Source organism: Alteromonas sp. AWM4_230 (genome assembly GCF_056158305.1).
On record NZ_JBSWTB010000001.1, the window covers coordinates 3,557,569 to 3,578,722 of the forward strand.

At 44.4% G+C, this 21,154-nt stretch carries 23 protein-coding genes and 4 tRNA genes; 5 read left to right on the forward strand and 22 right to left on the reverse strand.

What is annotated here, in order from left to right; translation table 11 throughout:
- Positions 1 to 38: 38 nt before the first annotated feature.
- The gene (locus ACXACS_RS15335; protein WP_474809302.1) at positions 39 to 1,067 is read right to left on the reverse strand and encodes a 2-dehydropantoate 2-reductase; all 1,029 of its coding nucleotides are present in this window, start codon (positions 1,065 to 1,067) and stop codon (positions 39 to 41) included.
- Between the two features lie 218 nt (positions 1,068 to 1,285).
- Here ACXACS_RS15335 and ACXACS_RS15340 point away from each other — a divergent pair, with 218 nt between their 5' ends.
- Positions 1,286 to 2,440 carry a patatin-like phospholipase family protein gene (locus tag ACXACS_RS15340; protein WP_474807860.1) on the forward strand — a complete coding sequence of 385 codons (1,155 nt, stop codon included), beginning with the start codon at positions 1,286 to 1,288 and terminating at the stop codon, positions 2,438 to 2,440.
- Positions 2,441 to 2,478: 38 nt separating this feature from the next.
- On the opposite strand, the gene ACXACS_RS15345 is transcribed toward ACXACS_RS15340, so the two are convergent.
- Positions 2,479 to 3,126 (reverse strand): HAD family hydrolase, encoded by a 648-nt coding sequence (locus tag ACXACS_RS15345; RefSeq protein WP_474807862.1) that lies wholly within the window; start codon positions 3,124 to 3,126, stop codon positions 2,479 to 2,481.
- A 192-nt stretch (positions 3,127 to 3,318) separates the two neighbouring features.
- Between ACXACS_RS15345 and ACXACS_RS15350 the strand changes: the two genes are divergently transcribed.
- A complete protein-coding gene (locus ACXACS_RS15350; protein ID WP_474807864.1) occupies positions 3,319 to 3,753 on the forward strand; it encodes a hypothetical protein in 435 nt (144 codons plus the stop codon).
- A gap of 86 nt (positions 3,754 to 3,839) precedes the next feature.
- Here ACXACS_RS15350 and ACXACS_RS15355 read toward each other — a convergent pair whose 3' ends face one another.
- Together ACXACS_RS15355 and ACXACS_RS15360 are read right to left on the reverse strand one after the other, a co-directional pair.
- Positions 3,840 to 4,577, reverse strand: coding sequence for an SDR family oxidoreductase (locus ACXACS_RS15355; protein WP_474807865.1), 738 nt, complete (start codon positions 4,575 to 4,577; stop codon positions 3,840 to 3,842).
- Positions 4,578 to 4,738: 161 nt separating this feature from the next.
- Positions 4,739 to 5,359 carry an NADPH-dependent F420 reductase gene (locus ACXACS_RS15360; RefSeq protein WP_474807867.1) on the reverse strand — a complete coding sequence of 207 codons (621 nt, stop codon included), beginning with the start codon at positions 5,357 to 5,359 and terminating at the stop codon, positions 4,739 to 4,741.
- 127 nt (positions 5,360 to 5,486) lie between these two features.
- Between ACXACS_RS15360 and ACXACS_RS15365 the strand changes: the two genes are divergently transcribed.
- Positions 5,487 to 5,873 carry a winged helix-turn-helix transcriptional regulator gene (locus tag ACXACS_RS15365; RefSeq protein ID WP_474807869.1) on the forward strand — a complete coding sequence of 129 codons (387 nt, stop codon included), beginning with the start codon at positions 5,487 to 5,489 and terminating at the stop codon, positions 5,871 to 5,873.
- Between the two features lie 61 nt (positions 5,874 to 5,934).
- Here ACXACS_RS15365 and ACXACS_RS15370 read toward each other — a convergent pair.
- From ACXACS_RS15370 to aspS, 17 genes are all read right to left on the reverse strand, one after another.
- A tRNA-Ser gene (locus ACXACS_RS15370) sits at positions 5,935 to 6,025 on the reverse strand.
- Positions 6,026 to 6,147: 122 nt separating this feature from the next.
- Positions 6,148 to 7,203: a quinolinate synthase NadA gene (gene nadA, locus ACXACS_RS15375; RefSeq protein WP_474807871.1), complete on the reverse strand. Its 1,056-nt coding sequence runs from the start codon at positions 7,201 to 7,203 to the stop codon at positions 6,148 to 6,150.
- A 241-nt stretch (positions 7,204 to 7,444) separates the two neighbouring features.
- A tRNA-Lys gene (locus ACXACS_RS15380) sits at positions 7,445 to 7,520 on the reverse strand.
- A gap of 38 nt (positions 7,521 to 7,558) precedes the next feature.
- A tRNA-Lys gene (locus ACXACS_RS15385) sits at positions 7,559 to 7,634 on the reverse strand.
- A gap of 24 nt (positions 7,635 to 7,658) precedes the next feature.
- A tRNA-Lys gene (locus ACXACS_RS15390) sits at positions 7,659 to 7,734 on the reverse strand.
- 292 nt (positions 7,735 to 8,026) lie between these two features.
- The gene (gene ybgF, locus ACXACS_RS15395) at positions 8,027 to 8,821 is read right to left on the reverse strand and encodes a tol-pal system protein YbgF (protein ID WP_474807873.1); all 795 of its coding nucleotides are present in this window, start codon (positions 8,819 to 8,821) and stop codon (positions 8,027 to 8,029) included.
- Positions 8,821 to 9,387 carry a peptidoglycan-associated lipoprotein Pal gene (gene pal, locus ACXACS_RS15400; protein ID WP_014948870.1) on the reverse strand — a complete coding sequence of 189 codons (567 nt, stop codon included), beginning with the start codon at positions 9,385 to 9,387 and terminating at the stop codon, positions 8,821 to 8,823. The genes ybgF and pal overlap by 1 nt, the downstream gene beginning before the upstream one ends.
- 40 nt (positions 9,388 to 9,427) lie before the next feature.
- On the reverse strand, positions 9,428 to 10,783 hold the full coding sequence (tolB, locus tag ACXACS_RS15405) for a Tol-Pal system beta propeller repeat protein TolB (RefSeq protein ID WP_474807875.1): 1,356 nt from the start codon (positions 10,781 to 10,783) through the stop codon (positions 9,428 to 9,430).
- A gap of 4 nt (positions 10,784 to 10,787) precedes the next feature.
- Complete coding sequence (gene tolA, locus ACXACS_RS15410) at positions 10,788 to 11,669, reverse strand: cell envelope integrity protein TolA (RefSeq protein ID WP_474807877.1); 882 nt, start codon at positions 11,667 to 11,669, stop codon at positions 10,788 to 10,790.
- Between the two features lie 7 nt (positions 11,670 to 11,676).
- A complete protein-coding gene (gene tolR, locus ACXACS_RS15415) occupies positions 11,677 to 12,096 on the reverse strand; it encodes a protein TolR (protein WP_061485248.1) in 420 nt (139 codons plus the stop codon).
- Positions 12,097 to 12,125: 29 nt separating this feature from the next.
- Positions 12,126 to 12,815, reverse strand: coding sequence for a protein TolQ (gene tolQ / locus ACXACS_RS15420; RefSeq protein ID WP_025254600.1), 690 nt, complete (start codon positions 12,813 to 12,815; stop codon positions 12,126 to 12,128).
- The gene (ybgC, locus tag ACXACS_RS15425; RefSeq protein ID WP_474807879.1) at positions 12,805 to 13,203 is read right to left on the reverse strand and encodes a tol-pal system-associated acyl-CoA thioesterase; all 399 of its coding nucleotides are present in this window, start codon (positions 13,201 to 13,203) and stop codon (positions 12,805 to 12,807) included. The genes tolQ and ybgC overlap by 11 nt, the downstream gene beginning before the upstream one ends.
- 591 nt (positions 13,204 to 13,794) lie before the next feature.
- On the reverse strand, positions 13,795 to 14,799 hold the full coding sequence (ruvB, locus tag ACXACS_RS15430) for a Holliday junction branch migration DNA helicase RuvB (protein ID WP_474807881.1): 1,005 nt from the start codon (positions 14,797 to 14,799) through the stop codon (positions 13,795 to 13,797).
- 69 nt (positions 14,800 to 14,868) lie between these two features.
- The gene (gene ruvA / locus ACXACS_RS15435) at positions 14,869 to 15,489 is read right to left on the reverse strand and encodes a Holliday junction branch migration protein RuvA (protein WP_269916132.1); all 621 of its coding nucleotides are present in this window, start codon (positions 15,487 to 15,489) and stop codon (positions 14,869 to 14,871) included.
- Positions 15,490 to 15,525: 36 nt separating this feature from the next.
- On the reverse strand, positions 15,526 to 16,044 hold the full coding sequence (gene ruvC / locus ACXACS_RS15440; RefSeq protein WP_025254596.1) for a crossover junction endodeoxyribonuclease RuvC: 519 nt from the start codon (positions 16,042 to 16,044) through the stop codon (positions 15,526 to 15,528).
- A complete protein-coding gene (gene nudB / locus ACXACS_RS15445; protein ID WP_474807883.1) occupies positions 16,044 to 16,484 on the reverse strand; it encodes a dihydroneopterin triphosphate diphosphatase in 441 nt (146 codons plus the stop codon). Before nudB ends, ruvC begins: the two co-directional genes overlap by 1 nt.
- A 3-nt stretch (positions 16,485 to 16,487) precedes the next feature.
- Positions 16,488 to 18,248, reverse strand: a complete 1,761-nt coding sequence (gene aspS, locus ACXACS_RS15450; protein ID WP_474807885.1) for an aspartate--tRNA ligase — start codon at positions 18,246 to 18,248, stop codon at positions 16,488 to 16,490.
- Positions 18,249 to 18,495: 247 nt separating this feature from the next.
- Here aspS and ACXACS_RS15455 point away from each other — a divergent pair, with 247 nt between their 5' ends.
- A complete protein-coding gene (locus tag ACXACS_RS15455) occupies positions 18,496 to 19,347 on the forward strand; it encodes a DUF72 domain-containing protein (protein ID WP_474807887.1) in 852 nt (283 codons plus the stop codon).
- Positions 19,348 to 19,445: 98 nt separating this feature from the next.
- Positions 19,446 to 19,922 (forward strand): GAF domain-containing protein, encoded by a 477-nt coding sequence (locus ACXACS_RS15460; RefSeq protein WP_474807888.1) that lies wholly within the window; start codon positions 19,446 to 19,448, stop codon positions 19,920 to 19,922.
- A gap of 34 nt (positions 19,923 to 19,956) precedes the next feature.
- On the opposite strand, the gene ACXACS_RS15465 is transcribed toward ACXACS_RS15460, so the two are convergent.
- Positions 19,957 to 21,144, reverse strand: a complete 1,188-nt coding sequence (locus ACXACS_RS15465) for a flagellin N-terminal helical domain-containing protein (protein WP_474807890.1) — start codon at positions 21,142 to 21,144, stop codon at positions 19,957 to 19,959.
- Positions 21,145 to 21,154: the final 10 nt, after the last annotated feature.

A 21,154-nucleotide genomic window follows, 5' to 3' on the forward strand; every position in this document is an offset into this window, starting at 1 on the left:
AAATAAATAGCTAATCAGTTTTTTGCAGACGGTAAGTTTTACTGATGCTTTTCAGTAGGTAGCAAAGCGCCTGCCGACAGACACGGGCTTCCTTTTTGTTTTTGCTCATTCTGTTTAACTAGTTCAACAATATGGCTATTTACTGGTGTAGCAATATGATGTTTATTGCCTAACCTAACTATCTCACCGTTTAAGTAATCTATTTCAGTACGCCTTCCTAGTACCAAATCTTCATACATGGAGGAGCGTGCTTCGGGGTCGATCTTAAGCGTTGATGCAGCAACCGCCTTGAACAAAAAGTTAGGCAGCTTCATAATTTTTGGCATCAGCTTGGGAATGACCTTACCGGTTCTTGCTGGAGTAATTCCTTCCGCTTCTAATACCCTCAATGCTTCAAACAATACTTTAGCCATAACCAACCTGTATTGCCTATCCCCTAGTTGAGATTTAAGCGGTATACCAGACAATGCATTGACCGCGTTATTCAAGTTCATAATGAGCTTGCCATACTGCACCGCTGCAACATCTCTATAAACCGTCACCGGCAAGGAAGCGTTTTCAAGCGCCTTAATTAACTCTCCACAGTGATTATTGGGATCTTCTAAAGCTAAATTTCCCTCTGTACCACAATGAAAGTGCCCCTTTCCTTTGTAAAAAACGTTGAAAGGCACCATGCCCGCAATAACAGCCTGTTCTAGATGTTGTCGTAGTAAATCAGCATTGCGCACACCGTTTTGCAGACTGATAACAAGCGCTTGAGGCTTCGCAAACTGATTAATTATGCTGGCAGCACTCTCGGTATCTTGGCTTTTAACACATAGTAGAATGATCTCTGCATTAGCTAAGCTATCGTTATTTAATGAAAAACTGACGTGATGAGCGTCGCTCATTTGATTGCGGCCCTGCCAGTCTGTCACTTTCAAGCCATTTGCTACGATGTCGTTGCATAATCGCTGTCGACCAATAAGTGTAAGCGTATTAGACCCATTAAGCGCAAAGCCGGACGCCAACAAACAACCTGCAACATAACAACCAATACTACCCGCGCCTAACACCACGATATTCATTGATACTTTTCCTATCATGCCTAACTTTCTGTTATTTATTCAGACTGCTTCGTAACGATCGAAATGTAAACATAAAAATCACACAGTAATAACAAAAAACGTTTTGTATCAGTTATTTCCTATTAATGTGATTCAATCTTTCAATTTTCCCCTAACACGTGATCTCCTTACAATTAGACCAAGTAGTCAACTTATATATGGTCAAATAGAGGGTCATCATGTTCGGTCAACAATCTGCATCAACTAATGCTCGTAATGCTGGAAATTCTGCTAATAGCAAAGTTGCTTTAGTCGCAGAAGGTGGCGGTCAGCGCGGTATTTTCACAGCAGGTGTACTTGATACATGGCTAGATGCAGGGCATGACCCCTTCGATATCCTTATTGGCACGTCGGCAGGCTCGCAAAACTTAACAAGTTTTGTTGCACGTCAAAAAGGGTATGCAAAACGCCTTATTCGCGGCTTAACACGACATAAGCGTTTCTTTCAGATGGGCCGTGGTTTAGTGGGCAAACATATTGTCGATTTAGACTGGTACTTTGGTAAAACCCAAGAAGCTAACCGTTTATTAGATTTAGATACGGCTAAAAACAATGTGGCAGATAGAGAAATACTGTTTACAGCCACGAACTCTAGAGACAGAAAAGCATATTTTCTAAACCCTATGAAGAGCCAAAACAACTGGGTTGAATTGATTAAAGCATCAAGCGCTCTGCCTTTGTTATACAAACAAGGTGTTCCGCTTCACACTGAAATTGAGGCCAAGCGAGCTGCCAATACCGATTTTTACTTAGATGGTGGTTTAGCCGCGCCTTTACCTGTCACAGAGGCTTATAGGCGCGGTGCTACAAAAATTGTAGTGATTAGAACAGTGGACGAGGGCTTTCAAGCACAATCACCTTGGCTACAAAAGCTAAGCGCAGTAATGTGTGCAACGGGTACCTGCCCAAAAACTATCGACTATTTACTGCAACATGAACATGCGTATCAAAAAGAATTAGCGTTTATCGAGAACCCACCTGAAGGGGTTGAAGTAATTCAAATTTTTGCACCTAACAAACTTCAAAGTAAGCTGTTAGGCAGTACTGATGCGCAGCTTCGTCACGATTACAACCTTGGCAAAAAGGCTGGTATTACTTTCTTAGAAGCAGAAAGCGCATCAGAAGCTCAATTTAAAAGCGAAACTGTTGCGGTAATTACCAAAGAGACCGAAGCGGAAACGTTACGCAGCGATAATATTCGTGTCGTGAAAAACGTTGAAGAGGCGAAAGGTAAAGAAGCGAAGGCAAAGCGACCTTTACTCACGTTACCTTTCCCCGCGCGCTTTAAACAGAATATGAATTCGCAGAAAGACGATAAGCGAATGACGGCATAATCGCTGCTCTGTTTACTTTAAGGGCAGCAACGCTCTCCCTACCTCTGGGGCAGCGATGCTACCCAGCTTTCAAGGCTTTTAAACACGCCCGCTGCTTTAGAAAAATCGTGATTAGCCGACAAGGGTGTGGGTATAGCCACTGTTTCAATTCCTGCACTAACGGCAGCTTGCAAACCAAATTCAGTATCTTCAACTGCCATAACTTCATGGGGTGCCAACTGCATTTGGGATAGGGCTGCTAAATAGCAATCAGGTGACGGTTTACCTTTAACTACGTCATCAGAAGAAACGATACACTCAACAATATCTTCAAAGCCATAGAAAGATACTGTCTTTTCAACCGCCAACCGAGCGCCCCCCGTTACTATAGCTACGCGTAAGCCTTGAGATTTACAGAACATAAGGGTCTCTTTTGCGCCACGCATTAACGGAAATGCTTGGTGCTGTAGAAATTGAAGTGTCAGCGCCCTTCTCTTCTTAAAGAGTTCTTGGGGCGTTAATGCAAGCGAGAAATCCCGAATAATATCACTAGCATTGTTCATTACCGAGATACCAGCCATACGCGTGTGGTAATACTCGAATGTTAGTTCTTTTCCCATACCTGCAAGCATGGTTTTCCATAACTCGAAATGCGTCATTTCAGAGTCTATAAGCGTACCGTCGTGGTCGAAAAAAATGGCTTTCACGGTACACACCGAAAAACTAACTTAAATGACATGGAAAATAACCTAGTGTATGACTATAAACGGTTTTTACCGCACGAAAAAGCGTAAGCAATTGATAGGTATAGAAAATAAATACGTCTAAAAACTAACCACCTTGACAGCAAATAGAAAAGTATTTATAAAACGCCTTTTCACTATTTCATCAAGTAAATCATGTCAGAATTATCAACACCTGTAAAACAAACCGAAGCACACAAACTTATTGAAGGCCTATTGAAATCTAGCGATCCAACTGCCGAGCTAGATAAAATTTCTGAAGAGTACAATATCGCAAATTGGGGCCAAACTAATGCTGTTTCTGCCGACCTTTACGATGCCGTACGCGACTTACTTGGCAAAGGTGTAGTTACAGGTAACGACCTTGTTGCAGGCAAAGACACCATGGACCCAATTGTACATAAAGTACAAGCGGAAACAGAAACGCTTATCGCTAATCCAAGCGAAGCAGATGCTGACCGAGTTCAAACTTTTGTACTTGGCTTCCTACGTACATTCGTAAGCCAACTACTTCACCCAGGTACTAAGAAAGCGATTTACGCGAAAAAGCTTCCTGATCTAATTAAAGTTCACCAGCAGGTTGCTAAGTAATCAAAATTAAGCAAATGCTTCTGCGTTGATTGAAACCCGCTTGATAGCGGGTTTCTTTTTATCTAAATTAATAGGCTTTTTAGACCTTAAACAATCCCACCATTTGCCCTTATAACTTGACCATTTATCCAGATGCCGTCTTCGCTGCATAGGAAGGCAACGACATTAGCAATATCCTTTGGCGTACCCAAACGTTCTAACGGCGCCATGTTTTTTAACTTCTCAACAAAGTCTTCCGACTTGCCTTTCATAAATAGCTCAGTATCAGTGGGGCCTGGTGCAATAGCGTTTACAGTAATGTCTTTTCCACGCAGTTCTTTAGACGTAATGGCAGTTAAGGTTTCAACGCCAGCTTTTGTTGCAGCGTAAACGCCATATTTTTCTAGCTTAAGACCAACTATGGAGGTAGATATATTTACGATCCGCCCCCCATTGTTCAATCGATTTACCGCTTGCTGAGTGGTGAAGATTACGCCTTTTAGATTAATATCCACATGTTGATGAATAGTATTTTCACTCACATCTGCTAATGCATCCATAGATAAAACACCAGCATTATTAACGAGTATATCGACCGAACCAAATTGCTTTTCGCTCTCATCGAATAGACGTTTTACATCATTAATATCAGATACATCGGCTTGAATGGCGCAAGCTATACCGCCGTTCTTCTCGATATCATGCACTACACTCAGCGCTTGCTCTTCACTCCCTGAGTAATTAACAACAATCTGAAAGCCATCTTTACTCAGCTTTTTGGCAATTTCAGCACCTATTCCCCTTGATGCTCCTGTAATTATCGCTGTATGTTTGAAAGTTGTCATAGTGCACTCCTTGTTTAAAACGTTACTCTTTTTACGTTACTGTAAAAGTAATAGATTGCGATTTATGCTGACTTAGCGAGGAATTTGGTTGAAATGAATTTAGTTGCGTTTATGACTAGTAAAAAAGCCCGCATTGCTGCGAGCTTCTTTCCTATATTTAACTATTTGTCTTGGTAGTAGCAAAATACCGCTTTTGTACCACCTCGTTGATTAACCGCAATTTCGATATTTAAATTGGCCATTGCTTCAAGATAGCGTGCGCTTTTCAAAGCCCCCACATCTAACGCTGCAAAACCGACATTATCGACAAGTCGCATAACCATTTCTTTCGCTACCGCATCATCACCTGCTACAAAACCCGTTGTCGGTGTACCGCTAATATTATGGTACTGAGGTGACATAACATCAGCAAAAATTGTGTTAAACGCTTTCACTACATGTGCAGATGGTGCTCGTTTTGCTATTTCCTCACCAGCAGAAGTACTTTCATCCAGTAACAAGGGTGACCAGTCATCGTTAAGTGGATTTGTGCAATCGATGATTATTTTTTTTGCTAGAGATTCCGCTTGTTCCTCAACTAAAGCCAATGCCGCTTTATAAGGCAGAGCTAAAGCAACTGCGTCGACTTCTTTAAAGCCATGCCCAAGGAGTTGAGTATCATAAACAGTCGCACCTGCATCGCCTGAGGTGGAGTAAACCGTCACTTTATAATTAGCGCGGTTAAAAAGATGCGCTAAGTTTTTACCCACGTTTCCGAACCCTACTACCGCAATATTTTTCATTTCTTAACCCTTTAGTTGATGTTAATTGGAGAAATTAGTACATTTATAGCACCGGTATCCAATAGATACCGAAAACCAATTTAAAGACTAAAGACGTGGCCTTCAATTAGGCACTTTGAGGTAACTAGTGATTACGGAAGAAAGCGAACTCGCACCTAATGTTTACGCAAAAATTTGCCCTTCCAGGCAGGTATTAGCGATGATTGGAGAAAAATGGGTGGCATTAGTGGTAGTTGCACTCGATGGCAATACACTTCGATTTGGCGAACTTAAACGCCAATGTGAGGGGATTTCACAGAAAATGCTTACACAAACACTAAGAAAACTAGAAAGAGATGGATTAGTAAGTCGAGCGAACTATACGGACGAGATGGTACTTCGAGTGGAATATAAACTGACTGAGCTTGGAGAAACGTTAGTGCCAGTAATAAAAACAGCCATTGAGTGGGCTCAAGATAATTTACTTGAAATTGAACGTGAGCGAGTTAAAACACTAACACAGCATTCTGAGTAATTGTTAAGCTAAATAACAGCGTTTAAAACAAAAAACCGGCGTAAAGCCGGTTTTTTGTATTTGGCGGAGAGAGAGGGATTCGAACCCTCGATACGCTATAAACGTATACACACTTTCCAGGCGTGCGCCTTCAGCCACTCAGCCATCTCTCCAAATTTTGTATCAAGAAGAATTCAACTACGAAAACCCTCGAGCGCGCGTATAGTAGGTAAAGCCGCGCGCTTAATCAAGAACTTGCTGGAAAATATTCAACAAGTGCTTATAAAACGTGCGCTTATAGCCCGCCTTTCGCTTTTAACTCGGCTGAGAAGTTAAGCATGCGATCAAGTGGAATAAGTGCACCTTTACGCAATTCATCATCAACAAAGATTTCGTGCCCATCAGTTTCGCCCGTTAAAGACGCCTTAATCGCTTCTAAGCCGTTCATTGCCATCCAAGGACAGTGAGCACAGCTTTTACACGTAGCGCCGTTACCGCCTGTTGGAGCCTCTATAAACGTTTTCTCTGGAGTAAGTTGTTGCATCTTGTAAAAGATGCCTTTATCGGTAGCAACAATAAAGGTGTCGTTATCCATGGTTTGCGATGCTTTTATCAGCTGGCTGGTTGAGCCAACCGCATCAGCCATGTCTACCACGCTGGCTGGTGATTCAGGGTGAACCAGTACTGCAGCGTTAGGGTATAGCGCCTTCATGTCGGCAAGTTTTTGCGCAGAGAACTCATCGTGAACAATACACTCGCCCTGCCACATCAACATGTCAGCACCGGTTTGCTTTGCGATGTAAGAGCCTAGGTGTCTGTCAGGGCCCCAAATGATCTTTTTGCCCTGGCTGTCTAAGTGCTCAACGATTTCAAGCGCGATGCTCGACGTCACTACCCAATCTGCGCGCGCTTTCACAGCGGCCGAAGTATTCGCGTAAACCACAACGGTGTGATCAGGATGTTGGTCACAAAACTCGCTGAACTCTTTTACCGGGCAACCGATATCAAGGGAACAGGTCGCTTCAAGGGTAGGCATTAGCACCGTCTTTTCTGGACTAAGAATTTTTGCCGTTTCGCCCATAAAGCGAACGCCAGCAACAATTAACGTTTGCTCTGCTACATCTCTACCAAATCGCGCCATTTCTAAAGAGTCAGCTACACAACCGCCAGTTTCTTCAGCAAGCGCCTGAATTTCATGATCGGTGTAATAGTGTGCGACAAGCACAGCGTTGCGAGCCTTAAGTAAGGCTTTGATCTCTGCCTTTAACTCAGCTTTACGTGCTTCTGATAATGGCTGTGGTTTTGCTGGGAACGGGTACTCTACCTGATCCACTCGAAATGCTACTGACATTAACCTACATCTCTGTTGCGACAAGGGTGCGGATTATACCGAACTGTCATAAAAATTACATACTACCTATTCAACATAAGCGTAATTAAATAGTCGTATTTGTACTTACCTTTCTACTACATGGGGTTAAGTTAACCAGATCAAAGTAAAAATGAGATAAGTGACAGTGCAAAGAGAAATAAAAGTTGGATTTCAGAAAGTGCGATTTGAGTAGTGTTGTCTGAACATTAAGAAGACTTGATGGTGGGTCGTGCTGGATTCGAACCAGCGACCAATTGATTAAAAGTCAACTGCTCTACCAACTGAGCTAACGACCCATCAAGTGACACAAAGATAAGTTTAGCAATTCAAATGATGGTGGGTCGTGCTGGATTCGAACCAGCGACCAATTGATTAAAAGTCAACTGCTCTACCAACTGAGCTAACGACCCATCATTTGATGCTAGGAGAGAAAGTGGTGGGTCGTGCTGGATTCGAACCAGCGACCAATTGATTAAAAGTCAACTGCTCTACCAACTGAGCTAACGACCCTTTCTTTCCTGTTGTTGCCTGTGTCTTGGCAACGGCGGCATATAATACTCAGATTTTTATTCGACGCAACCCATAACGTCCTTTTATTTTCATTTTTCTGTCAAATTACGACTAAACGGTCAAAATGAAAACAAATCGCTGGGTATTTATACCAGTACTAAATGAGTTTAGTCAGGTTTCTACGAAATACAGTGAAATTTAGTGCAGAAGTTTTATGCACTCTAAATGGAATTTTCTGAAAAAAACTTTTCTCTAACTCATAAAAAAGCCTCTTTAAAAGAGGCTTTGTTCATTACAAGTTATTTAACCGAGATTCAGCGAGGCGTTTTGCCGAAGAATCAGGGTAATCATTTACAACTTGTTGGAACAGTTGACGTGCTGTTGAACTGTCTCCCGTTCGCTCAGCAATGACACCTAATTTTAATAAGGCATCAGGACGCTTAGCAGAATCGGTAAAGCGATTAGCTACAATATTAAATTGCTCACTTGCTTCGCTCCACTGCTGCTTATTAAACAGCAGTTGCCCTAACCAATAGTGCGAATTTGGTGCGTAACCACTGTTGGGAAAGCGTGAAATGAACGATTGAAACGCAGGAATGGCTTTATCGTACTCACGAGACTTAAGGATCAAATTCACCGCATTTTCATAGGCTTCATCTTCACCTGCTTGCGGCGCTTGCGTTGGCGTAGATGCTGTTGGAGAGCTCACAGAGCCCGAATCAACACCTGCACTTGGCATAGCACTGCCTTGTAGCGCACCACTTTGCTTAAGGGCTTCTACGCGCTTATCTATTTCAAGGTAAAGCTCACGCTGGCGCTCAAGTACTTTTTGAAGTTCGTTGGTATTAACTTCAACCGCACCACGCAGCTGGTCGACTTCCATTTGCATATTGTCTAGTTGCGTTTGAAGCCTGTGCTGCATTTCAGTTCGGCTCTTAACAATACGCTCAAGCACGACAATACGCTGCTCTAATTCACTGCCGCCATTGGCGTCTACTACAGGCGCTTGCGCAAATGCGGTAGAAACAGCAAGGGCGGCACATAACGTGACGCCCATTTTTAATGTCTTATTCGTTAGAATAGTCATTAGCGGTAAACAACCACTCCGCGACGGTTTTGAGCAAATGCATACTCAGTAGAACCCATCACTGCTGGTTTTTCTTCACCGTATGAAACTACTGTTACTTGGCTGCTGCTTACGCCAGCATTAAGTAGGTAAGTTTCAACAGACTGCGCACGACGTTCGCCTAGTGCAATGTTGTACTCTGGCGTACCACGGCTGTCAGTGTGACCTTCAATAGTCACTTTAGTGCTTGGGTTTTTCACCAAGAACGCCGCGTGCTTGTCTAGAATACGCTGAAACTCTGGCTTGATGCTTGAGCGGTCAAAGTCAAAGTAAACGGTTTGTTCGTTCTTCAGCGCTTCCATTTCTTGCTGAACCATTTCTTCTTGACGTTTCATACGCTGTGCAGCTTCTGCTTTAACACGCTGTGCTTCTGCTTCGCGTGCTTCCGCTTCCGCAGCCGCTTGTTCTTGCGCAAGACGGTTACGCTCTGCTGCCAATTCTTCTTCGCTAGGGCCTGAAGAACATGCCATCATTGTCACTACTGGCAATGCGATAATGAAGCTCTTCATCACTTTATTCATTTGCATCCTACTAATCCTTAAATTTTATTGTTTAGTCGTTAAATTGTTAGAACAAAAATGGTGACCAACTTGGCGATTTAACTTGCCCATTGGCTGCTGGTAACCTAGCTTTAAAACGCCCATCTAAAGAGACCAATGATAGTACTTGAGTCCCCTCGTGAAGGGTGCTGTAAATAATCATGCTTCCGTTCGGCGCTACACTTGGTGATTCATCTAAGTACGTCCGTGTCAGTACTTGAGATGATCCACCATCCAAAGACTGCTTAGCAATGTGATAGTTCCCATTAGTTTGGTTAACCATAATCATTTGCTTGCCGTCAGGGGTTAGCGTACCGCCAAGGTTTTGCTCACCTACGAAGGTAACGCGCCTTACTTTCCCAGAATTTAAATTTACGCTATATATCTGGGGTTTACCACCCCGTTCCGAGCTAAATATTAAACCGCTGCCATCGGGTAGCCACGCAGGCTCCGTATCAATCGCTCTATTGCGTGTAACTCGGCGAAGATTTTTCGTCGCTAAGTCCATCACATAGAGTTCAGGGTTTCCATCTTTCGATAAAACCATAGCAAGTTGCTTGCCATCTGGTGAAAACGTAGGGCTACTATTTATTCCCGGAAAATCAGTAATGCGCGTACGCTCACTGGTGTAAATATCCTGAATGAATATTTGTGGTCTACGATTTTCAAAACTCACGTAGGCAAGCTTCTCTCCATCAGGCGACCACACTGGCGACATAAGCGGTTCGGGAGAAGACAGCAAGCGCGTTTCATTTTCACCATCGTAGTCTGCAATCACTAATTGATAAGGTTTTTCAACCGTATCGCGGTCGCGAACAATGACGTAAGCAATTTTCGTTAAAAATGCACCGCGAACACCGGTCAATTTTTCATACACAATGTCGCTAATTCGATGCGCATACTGGCGAAAATCTCGGCCGTTGATCACAGCCTGACGGGCAGCTAGTACGTGGTCATTACTCGATACTAAATTGCCGTCTTTGAGTACTTTAGCCTGCCCATTGTCAACCTGCCCTTTAAGTACATCAATCAACTCATAAGATACAAGGTAGCGGTCGCCACCTTGTGGCTCAATACTTCCCACTAATACGGTATCAACACCAAGCGTTGCCCATGCGGTAAAAGACACTTGCTCCGCTGTCTCTGGGTACTGTGGCATTTTATCGACAGATACCGGGTTAAACTTACCACTACGCATCAAATCGGCCATTACTACTTTAGACAGTTCGCCAGGCATACTGCCCTGACCTTTCCATTTAAATGGCACAACCCCGATGGGACGTGCACTATCTACGCCCTCGGTTATCACAATTTCTAAGGATGCAAACACTTTGGCACTGAATGCCATCGTAATAAGCGCTATCCATAAACCTAGTTTTTTCATACCACTATAATTCCACTTTTAAAGTAATGTCTTTTAACTGCTCGTAAACGTCTGGCGCATCAGATACCGGTAACTTTTCAGCCCTGCGAACCGCGCTTTCAGCCGCTCTACACAGCGCGTCATTGCCGCCGAGTACGCGAATACTCGTCACAAACCCTGTCGTTGCTAACCGAATATTCAATCGACAGGTTTTACCTTGATAGCTGTCGTCTGAATACAAGTTGCGTTTAATGGTTTGCTGAATAAGCGCGGTGTAGCGCTCTACTTCAGTAAGTACCTGTTTTCGCCTACGTTCTTGCTGTGCAGCTCGCTCTTGCGCTAACTGCTCTTGCATGATCCTTTCCATCTCTGCACGTTCAGCGGCTTCTTTTTTCTTCCGCTCGGCCTCGGCTTTCGCTTTTGCTTCGCGCTCCTTACGCTCTTGTTCCTTTTGCGCCGCTAAGCGCTCCAAGTCTTTTTGACGTTTCGCTTCAGCAGCTTCTGCTTCACGCTTTTCTTTCGCACGCTTTGCTGCTAGCTGTTGCTGACGTTTTTTCTCTGCTGCCGCTTCTGCTTTTCTTTGCCTTTCTTGTTCTTCGGCTCTTGCTTGTGCTTCAGCTTGTGCCTGCTCCCTTTTTTGATCTGCAATTGCTTGCGCATTAATAAACGTTGCTTCTATTACAGGCGCATTGGATGGCATACTCGGCAAAGGGTCAGGAGAGAAACTGACGCTAATAAGTAACAGTGCAGCGATAATGGCATGCAAACCTAACGACTTGTATAAACCAAGTTGTTCAGGCGTCATTTTACTTTTCTTGTTACCTTTTTGTTTCGTCCCCGCGCGCTCCTCTTCTTTCGAAGAAGCATTTTTATGCTCAGTGCTGTTGGACACTTCAGGTTTTGACATATCTATATTACTCAACCGGATCCGTCATTAACCCCACTGAAGGCACACCCGCTTGCTGTAATAACACCATTAGCTGTATCACTTCGTTATACGCTACTTGTCCATCGCCTTTAACCACTACGGGGGTGTTAGGCTCTTTGGTCAATTGTGCTTTTACAATAGCGCCAAGCTCATCTTCGCTAATTGGCGATTCTTGGTCTTCTCCTACATTAAGAAAGTAGCGACCTTTAACATCCACTGACGCAATAATTGGCGGTGTATCTTCTTGCTCTATCGGGTTGGCACTTGCTTTAGGCAAATCTACCTTTACCCCTTGAGAAATAAGCGGCGCCGTTACCATAAAGATTATAAGCAATACCAACATCACGTCGATGTAGGGCACTACGTTTATCTCTGATACGGGCCTACGGCGTTTTCTTACATACATAACAAGTCCTCCGTTTGGAATGTAAACGCTTAGGCTTGTTGTTGTGCTTGCGCAGCAACGGCTTGGCGGTGAAGAATTGCAGAGAACTCTTCCATAAAGTTGCCGTAGCTATTTTCTAGCTTCTCAACTTGGTGGCTGAAACGGTTGTATGCGATTACAGCTGGGATTGCTGCGAATAGACCAATAGCGGTTGCGATTAGTGCTTCTGCGATACCAGGTGCAACCATTGCAAGGGTAGCTTGCTGCACTTCACCTAGTGCGATGAAGGCATTCATGATCCCCCACACAGTGCCGAATAGACCGATGTAAGGGCTAATTGAGCCCGCCGTAGCTAAAAAGGGTAAACGACTTTCTAATTCTTCGACTTGGCGAGACATAGAAACACGCATGGCACGATATGTACCGTCAACAATGCCGTTGGTGGCGGTGTTAGATTTGCGTAGGCGAACAAACTCTTTAAAGCCTGAGCAAAAGATGCTGCCCATGCCTGTTAAGTTAGTTCTGGCGGAAAGTTCTTGATAAAGACGATTCAGGTCAGCACCTGACCAAAACTTATCTTCAAACTGACGCATTTCGTTACGCGCAGCCGACAGAGCTTTACTTCGTTGAAATATAAATGTCCAAGACGCGACTGAAACGCTTAATAGTAGAAGCATAACAAGTTGAACAATAAAGCTTGCTTGTAAAAACAAGCCAATAAAAGTGAGATCAGATGACACGCGAAATTTCCCCTAACAAAGTACGTGGTAGTCTTTTTGGCTTCATTACAGCCAAATCGACGCAGGCAACCTTAATATTTCCAGATACTAAAGTAACGCCTTGTTCATTTTTAATATTTTGTTGAAACGTCATACTAGCGCCTTTCAATTCTACAACGCGAGTTTCAATACTCAACAGTTGATTGAACCGTGCAGGCGCATAGTTATGCATTTCAACGTGTTTGACGACGAAAGCGATGGATTGTTCCATCAGCGTGTCTTGTTCAAAACCTAGCTCGCGAAGCCACTCTGTACGGGCTCGCTCCATAAACTTTAGGTAATTCGCATAATAGACGATACCGCCTGCGTCAGTATCTTCGTAATACACTCTTACCTGATGTATATGCATAACTATTCCTTCACTAAAAAATATAATAATCCAAAACAAAGTTAAAATAACTAATTAGCACGATAAGATGCAGAACAAAACCACGCCACAGAGCGCATAAAAGCTAACATTTAATCAAAATTAAACCAACCCGAAACACCCAGTTAACACATTAGTTTTTCTAATCCAAATCAACAATTTTACTCAATTGTAGTTTTTTCTGCTCTCCCTATAATGCACAGCATCAGTCGTACAGAGCGTGATGGTGCTTAGCACGGTCATGCAAGAGTTATTCTCCTGTTAGACATGAGTTCCCTGGATTTATTTCCTTCAACACTTGTTGTTTTAGCCCGCTCAATGAGCGGGCTTTTTTTTGCCTGTAATTTAGCATCTGTACAAAACAAAATATTAGCGGCCCATGCTTAACAAGCGCATTTCAACAATTCGCCATTTACTTTCAAACACTCTTCACTGGCGGCCCAGAACTTGCCACCTTCCCCTATACAAGCGCTTACTTTTAATATTTGAAGCCTTCGGCCTTACCCAAAAAAGCCCAGCATTTCAGCTAGGCCTTTAAAACGAATCTAAACCTTCTTACAAAAGGGTTACAAACTATTCTGACGGAGTGAAGCCAAAGTGCAGATAGGCGCGCTGCGACACAACACGCCCCCGTGGCGTGCGTTGTAAGAAGCCCTGCTGAATAAGGAAGGGTTCAATTACATCTTCTATGGTCTCTTTCTCTTCGCCTATGGCAGCGGCCAAATTGTCTAAGCCTACTGGCCCACCATCAAACTTTTCAATAATAGCCGTAAGCAATTTGCGATCCATGTAATCAAAACCTTCTTTGTCTACATCAAGCATATCTAAAGCTTTGGCAGCAACGTCGGCGCCAACAGTGCCGTCAGATTTAATTTCGGCATAATCCCGTACACGGCGAAGTAAGCGATTAGCGATACGCGGTGTACCTCTAGAGCGACGTGCCACTTCTTGAGCGCCTTCCTCATTCATTTCTAAATTAAGATAGCTTGCACTTCTTGCAACGATGCTAGTGAGGTCTTTTACATTGTAAAATTCCAGCCGTTGTACAATCCCGAAACGGTCCCGTAATGGCGATGTTAGCGAGCCTGCGCGGGTGGTAGCGCCTACAAGCGTAAAGGGGGGAAGGTCTAGTTTAATAGAACGGGCGGCAGGCCCCTCACCTATCATAATATCAAGCTGATAGTCTTCCATGGCTGGATAAAGAATTTCCTCTACCACTGGGCTTAAGCGATGTATTTCATCGATGAACAATACATCGTTGCGCTCAAGGTTGGTAAGCAGTGCTGCCAAATCCCCGGCTTTTTCTAGCACAGGCCCTGAAGTGGTTTTGATGTTTACGCCCATCTCGTTAGCCACAATATTCGCCAAGGTTGTTTTACCTAAGCCAGGCGGGCCAAAGATAAGTAGATGATCGAGCGCATCATCGCGATTACGTGCCGCCTGAATAAATATTTCCATTTGCTCACAAACGTGAGGCTGCCCTGTGTAGTCTTCCAACATTTTAGGGCGAATGGCACGGTCAATCACCTCGTCTTCGGTACTGGCGTCAGGCGTAATCAGTCTGTCTGCTTCAATCATGATAGTTCTACTTTAGGGAATAACACGAAGACAGCATAACGACATTATCGCTGCCTTCACTACGGGCTATTATATAGCGGCTTTTAAGGCATCGCGAATTACCGCTTCGCTTTCCATACCTTCAGTGTATACACTTTCAACCAGCTTACTGGCCTGTGCTGGCTTATAGCCTAATGCGATAAGTGCGCTTTGTGCCTCTTCACGGGCGTCGTTTACTTCAACAATTGTGTTATTCGATAACAGGTCACTGCTAGGCGGTGGCATCACAATGCTTTGCGCTTTACCAAACTTAGCGAGCCTGTCTTTGAGTTCGACCACTAAACGTTCGGCGGTTTTCTTACCAATGCCCGGTAAACTGACGAGTGCCGAAACGTCTTCATTTTGCACACTTGCCAAAAACTGCCCAGCCGACATACCTGATAAAATAGCTAAGCCCAGTTTAGGGCCTACACCGTTCGCTTTTATTAACTCGCGAAATAAGCCTCTTTCCATTTTATCAGCAAAACCAAACAGCAACTGGGCGTCTTCACGAACCACAAAGTGTGTGTACACCACCACTTCTTCACCCACCGCGGGAAGCTGGTAGAAACTGGTCATGGGCATATGAATTTCGTAACCAACACCAGCTACGTCTACAAGAATTTCTGGAGGCTGCTTTTCAGCCAACGTACCGCGAATTCGTCCTATCATGAATAATCTCTGTAAAAGCGTTAGCTTTGAGCAGGATTAGCGCAAGCGTCCGCGTACAGTTTTGCGAGCTTGTCCTGCCATGTTTATCAGGCTCTGTTCGGTGTGTGCATGACATAAGGCAACGGCTAAGGCGTCAGCAGCATCGGCTTGCGGTGTACCGCTTAAATTCAACAGGTGTTTAACCATGTGCTGAACTTGCGTTTTATCGGCACCACCTTTGCCAACTACCGACTGCTTAATTTGCCTTGCACTGTATTCAGCTACTGGAAGCTGCGCTTGAGTGGCTGCAACGATAGCTGCACCTCTCGCTTGACCAAGCTTTAACGCTGAATCAGGGTTTTTCGCCATGAATACTTGCTCAATAGCAAACTGTTCAGGCTTATATTGGCGAATAATATCGCCAACGCCGGTAAAAATGTTAGCAAGACGTGAAGGCAAATCGGTTGTACCAACGCGAATACATCCGCTCGCCACATACACTAGCTTACCTTGCTTTCGCGCTATTATGCCGTAGCCTGTAATCCGAGAACCTGGATCTATACCCAGTATAACCATTAAGGCACACTCGGTACAAACAAAGATACCGCTTCTTTATTAGAGGGAGACCATAAACGCGTTAACGCTTCATCTTTTGACACCCATTCGTACTGCAAATGCTCTGTCAAAACAATAGGTAAATCGCTGTTTATTTGGAGGGAAAATACGTGCTCTGTATTGTGCACAGTACCTGGGGGATAACGGTGTAGCCAGCGGCTACGAATAACATATTTGTTTTGCTTATCGTGGTCGTTAACCACAAAGCCGTGTGCTTTGGCATCGATGCCAATTTCTTCACACACTTCACGATATGCCGTTTCTAAGGGTAACTCCCCTTCTTCTAACGCGCCGGTTACCGACTGCCAAAAGGTGGGGTCGTCTTGTCGTTGTAAAAGCAGCACTCGGTAGTGTTGGTCATACAACACTACCAGTGCAGATTCAGGCTTCTTATACGCCATAAATTACGATTGCTTTTTCACCGTTGCAATAGCTAGCTCTTCAAGCTGCTGTGGGTTTGCAGGGCTAGGCGCCGATGTTAACGGGCATGCCGCTGTGGTCGTTTTAGGGAACGCCATTACATCGCGAATAGAGGTTGCGCCCGTCATTAGCATTACCAGACGGTCTAGACCAAACGCAAGACCTGCATGCGGTGGCGCACCAAAGCGCAGCGCGTCAAGCAAGAAGCCAAACTTGTTCTTCGCTTCTTCATCGTCAATGCCAAGAATGTTGAATACCGTAGACTGCATGTCTTCATTGTGAATACGTACAGAACCGCCACCTAACTCAACACCGTTCAATACCATATCGTAAGCGTCAGATAAGGCTTCAGCTGGGTTAGCTTTAAGTTCTTCTGGCGTTAAACCACGTGGCGCGGTAAACGGGTGGTGAATAGCGTGAAGCTGACCGTCAAACTCTTCAAACATTGGGAAGTCAACAACCCAAAGTGGCTTCCACTCGCCTTCAAGAAGCTCAAAGTCTTCACCAAGCTTAAGACGAAGTGCTCCCATCGCTTCGGTAACCACAGTGTAGCTGTCTGCACCGAACAATAGAATATCGCCACTTTGTGCGCCAGAGCGCTCAATGATTGCGTTAGTAATATCTTCCGTTAGGAATTTAAGGATTGGCGACTGCAGGCCTTCAAGTCCAGCACCAGCGTCGTTAACTTTAATCCACGCTAGGCCTTTCGCGCCGTAAATACCTACGAACTTGGTGTATTCGTCAATTTGCTTACGCGAAAGTGACGCACCACCAGGTACGCGAATAGCTGCTACGCGACCTTTAGGGTCGTTTGCTGGGCCGCTGAATACTTTAAAGTCAACGTTAGCAAGCAAGTCTGCAACGTCTGTTAACTCTAGCGGGTTGCGCAAGTCGGGCTTGTCGCTACCAAAGCGCTTCATGGCCTCTGCGTAAGTCATACGCGGGAAGCCGCCAAGGTCAACATCTAGCATTTTGTTGAACAAGTCGCGGATCATGCGCTCGGTAATAGACATTACGCCATCAGCATCTAAGAACGTGGTCTCAATATCGATTTGGGTAAATTCTGGCTGACGGTCGGCACGTAAGTCTTCGTCGCGGAAGCACTTAACAATTTGATAGTAACGGTCCATGCCCGACATCATCAGAAGCTGTTTGAAAAGCTGTGGCGATTGCGGAAGTGCAAAGAATTCACCTTTGTGTGTGCGGCTTGGCACTAGGTAATCACGTGCACCTTCTGGCGTTGCCTTAGTAAGAATAGGCGTTTCAATATCAAGGAAACCTTCTTCTTCTAGGAAACGACGTACAGCACCAGTTACTTTTGCACGGAACTGTAAACGCTGGCTCATTACAGGACGGCGAAGGTCTAGATAACGATAACGAAGGCGCTGTTCTTCTGAGTTTTCTTGGTTCCAGTCTAGTGGAAGTACGTCAGACTTGTTGATCACTTCAAGGCCTGTGCCTAGGATCTCAATCTCACCTGTGCGCATGTCTTTATTTACTTGACCTTCAGGGCGCGCACGTACTTTACCCGTTAGCTTTACGCAGAATTCACTACGTAGCGTATTAGCTACCGATAGCACGTCTGGTAAATCTGGGTCGAACACCACTTGTACGATACCTTCGCGGTCGCGTAAGTCGATGAAGATTACACCGCCTAAATCGCGACGCTTATTAACCCACCCGCAAAGGGTAACTTCTTGTCCAATGTATGATGAATCGATATTCCCACAGTAATCTGTGCGCATGGTCCTTGACCCCTGATGTTTTTTCTTGCTTCGCATGCAGTGAATTGGCGTTCAAAACCGCTTATTTTTGGGCTTAAGACTTTGCCAAAAATCGCGTAAACTTGCTGGCCAATTAGCTGGCCCGCCCACAACATGCATAATGTAATGATTTAAAGGCCGCATAGTATAAACAAATGCTTGATAAAGCCCAATGACAAATATGCACAAATCAGCCATATCACAAGGAAATCTCTATATTGGATTACCAATGTGGCAACACAGCCATTGGCCAAGCACGTGGTTTGCTAATTATCCCAAGTCTGATAATGGATTGTCGCTGTATGCTAAGGAGTGTAATACGGTGGAGGGAAATACAACGTTTTACTCACTTCCTCACGAGGACGCCGTAGCGAGATGGTGCGACTCAGTCCCCGACCACTTCAAATTTACTTTCAAGTTTCACCAGAACATTACTCATGTACATCAATTGCAGCATTGTGATGAAGAGGTTGCCCAACAGCTTGCTTTATTAAGCCCGTTAAAAGAAAAGCTAGGAGTCATGATGCTGCAACTGCCCGCTTCTTTTGGGCCGGAAAAGCTATCCATTTTGGATGCCTTTTTAGCGGCGTTACCCCAAGAATTAAACATAGCGGTTGAAGTGCGCCACCTGACATTTTTTGCAAAGGGGGATGAGGAAAAGGCGCTTAACCAACTTTTGATCCGCCACGGTGTGAATAGAATCATTATGGACACCCGAGCTTTATTTAGCGGGCCTTTAAATGCAGGCGGGGCAGATAAGCAGGCTATGCTAGAAGAAGTCAGGCTGAAAAAGCCCCGTGTACCGGTAAACGTTATCGCTACAGGACATACCCCCATTGTGCGTTTTGTCGGTAACGATGTAGACGATGACAACCAACGCTGTTTGTTACCTTGGGTGAAAAAAGTGAAGATTTGGCAAAGAGAAGGAAAGGACGTGTACTTTTTTTGTCACCGCCCTGACAACAAAGACGCACCATGGCTGGCACAACAGTTTATTGATTTGTACAACGCTGAAGAGATAGCCCACCGGTTAGACAACCTTTCAATTAGAAATCAACCAGCTCAAAACGCCTTGTTTTAGACAATAACTCCTTAATAGATAGTATTTTTCTGATTTAAAGGTAAACTACGGCGGTTATTAGTTTTTGTGTTAAACCACTTTTTATCGTGACCCCCTAAATGAATCATGAATACGAAAAAGCACGTCTGGCTGCTTTGGAATCGTTAGATATATTAGACACCTCCCCCAGCGAACAACTTGATGCGCTTACTAAAAAAGTCCAGGAAGAATTTAATGCAAAGACCTGCTTAGTAAGCCTGGTTGCTGAAGACCGCCAATGGTTTAAGTCGCGTCAGTGCATGGACGCTACAGAAACACCGCGTAACATCTCATTTTGCACCTATGCGATTGCAGAAGAGGAATATTTAATAGTACCAGATGCAAAAGCTGACAAAGTTTTCGCTAATAACCCGTTGGTAACAGGCAAGCCATATATTCGTGCGTATGCGGGGGCAATCTTACGTAATAAAGAGGGCTATGAACTAGGTACCCTATGCCTCCTGTTTGATGAACCAAGAGACTTTACAGAAACTGAAATAGCGAGCTTAAAAAACTATGCTCGCACAGTGGAAATAATTATTTTTTCAGAACATTAAGCTCGTCATCCCACCCAATACTTCGAGTGTAGGTTTAATTTAACAGGAACAGAACATTCTGTGGCATTTGATTAGCCATAGCTAAGACACTGACATTGGCCTTTTGGAGAATAGAAAAACGCGTTTCTTCGGCGGTAACGCTAGCAAAATCCGACTGAGTTATTTGGGCATTGGCACGCTGTAAATTTACGCTTGTGCTCGACATACTTTTGAGCGCTGAAGAAAAGCGGTTTGACGTTGCCCCCATATCTGTACGCAAATTACCTATAATTTCTATGGCGTTATCAACAATGTCTAATGCACTTCCATTTTGCTGCGCACTTTGCGCATCGTACTGACCGACTTTGCTGTTCAAACTCGACGATATTTGAAACTCGCCTGTCGGGGTAGCCACACGGATATCTGCATTAGTTTGATTAAGGATTACATCCCCTGTTACCAAATTAGTACTTGTTGCATTGAGCCCTAAAATTTCGTTGGCCGTAGTGCTAATTAGCGCCGCATTAACGCCTTGGTTTTCCACTAACTGAACAGCCCGTTCTACAAACGTTAACCCGCTATCGGTTGAAACACTCAATCTTTTTTCTCCGGGGATATCCTGCGCTTGAAGTATCACTTCGCCCGCATTCAATGTGCTCGCTCCAGATACACTCTGCCCGGACAAGCTTTGAGGTTGTTGACCAGACGCTGTTACTGAAAACCCCGTCAAACCCAGTCCGGTAAGGCCAACCCCATCGCCACCATGCGTTAAGTCGACACGAATACTGCTGCTGCCGTTCGCGCTTACTGCAAAATCGCGAATAAAGTTACCGTCAAAAAGTTTCTCGCCTGCAAAAGTAGTAGAATCTGCAATACGTGCTATTTCGTTGAGGTGCGCCTGAACTTCTTGATTTATAGAAGCTAGGTCACTTTTACTGTAGATGCCGTTTTGTGAAGCTATTGACAGCGTGCGAATGTCATTCAAATGACGAGTGACTTTACCTAAGCTACCATCAACGACTTGTAACAGCGCTTGCCCGCTATTAGCGTTTTCGACGGCTTGATTGAGTCCGAATGTTTGACTGCTAAGACGCTCAGAAATTTGGAGGCCCGCCGCATCATCACTCGCTTTGTTGATACGAAGCCCTGAACTGAGTTGTTCGAAGGAACGACTCAGGCCGTTGTTTACACCGAACAGGGTGTTTGTAGCCTGTTGTGTGGCTACATTGGTATGCAAAAACATAGTGTATCAC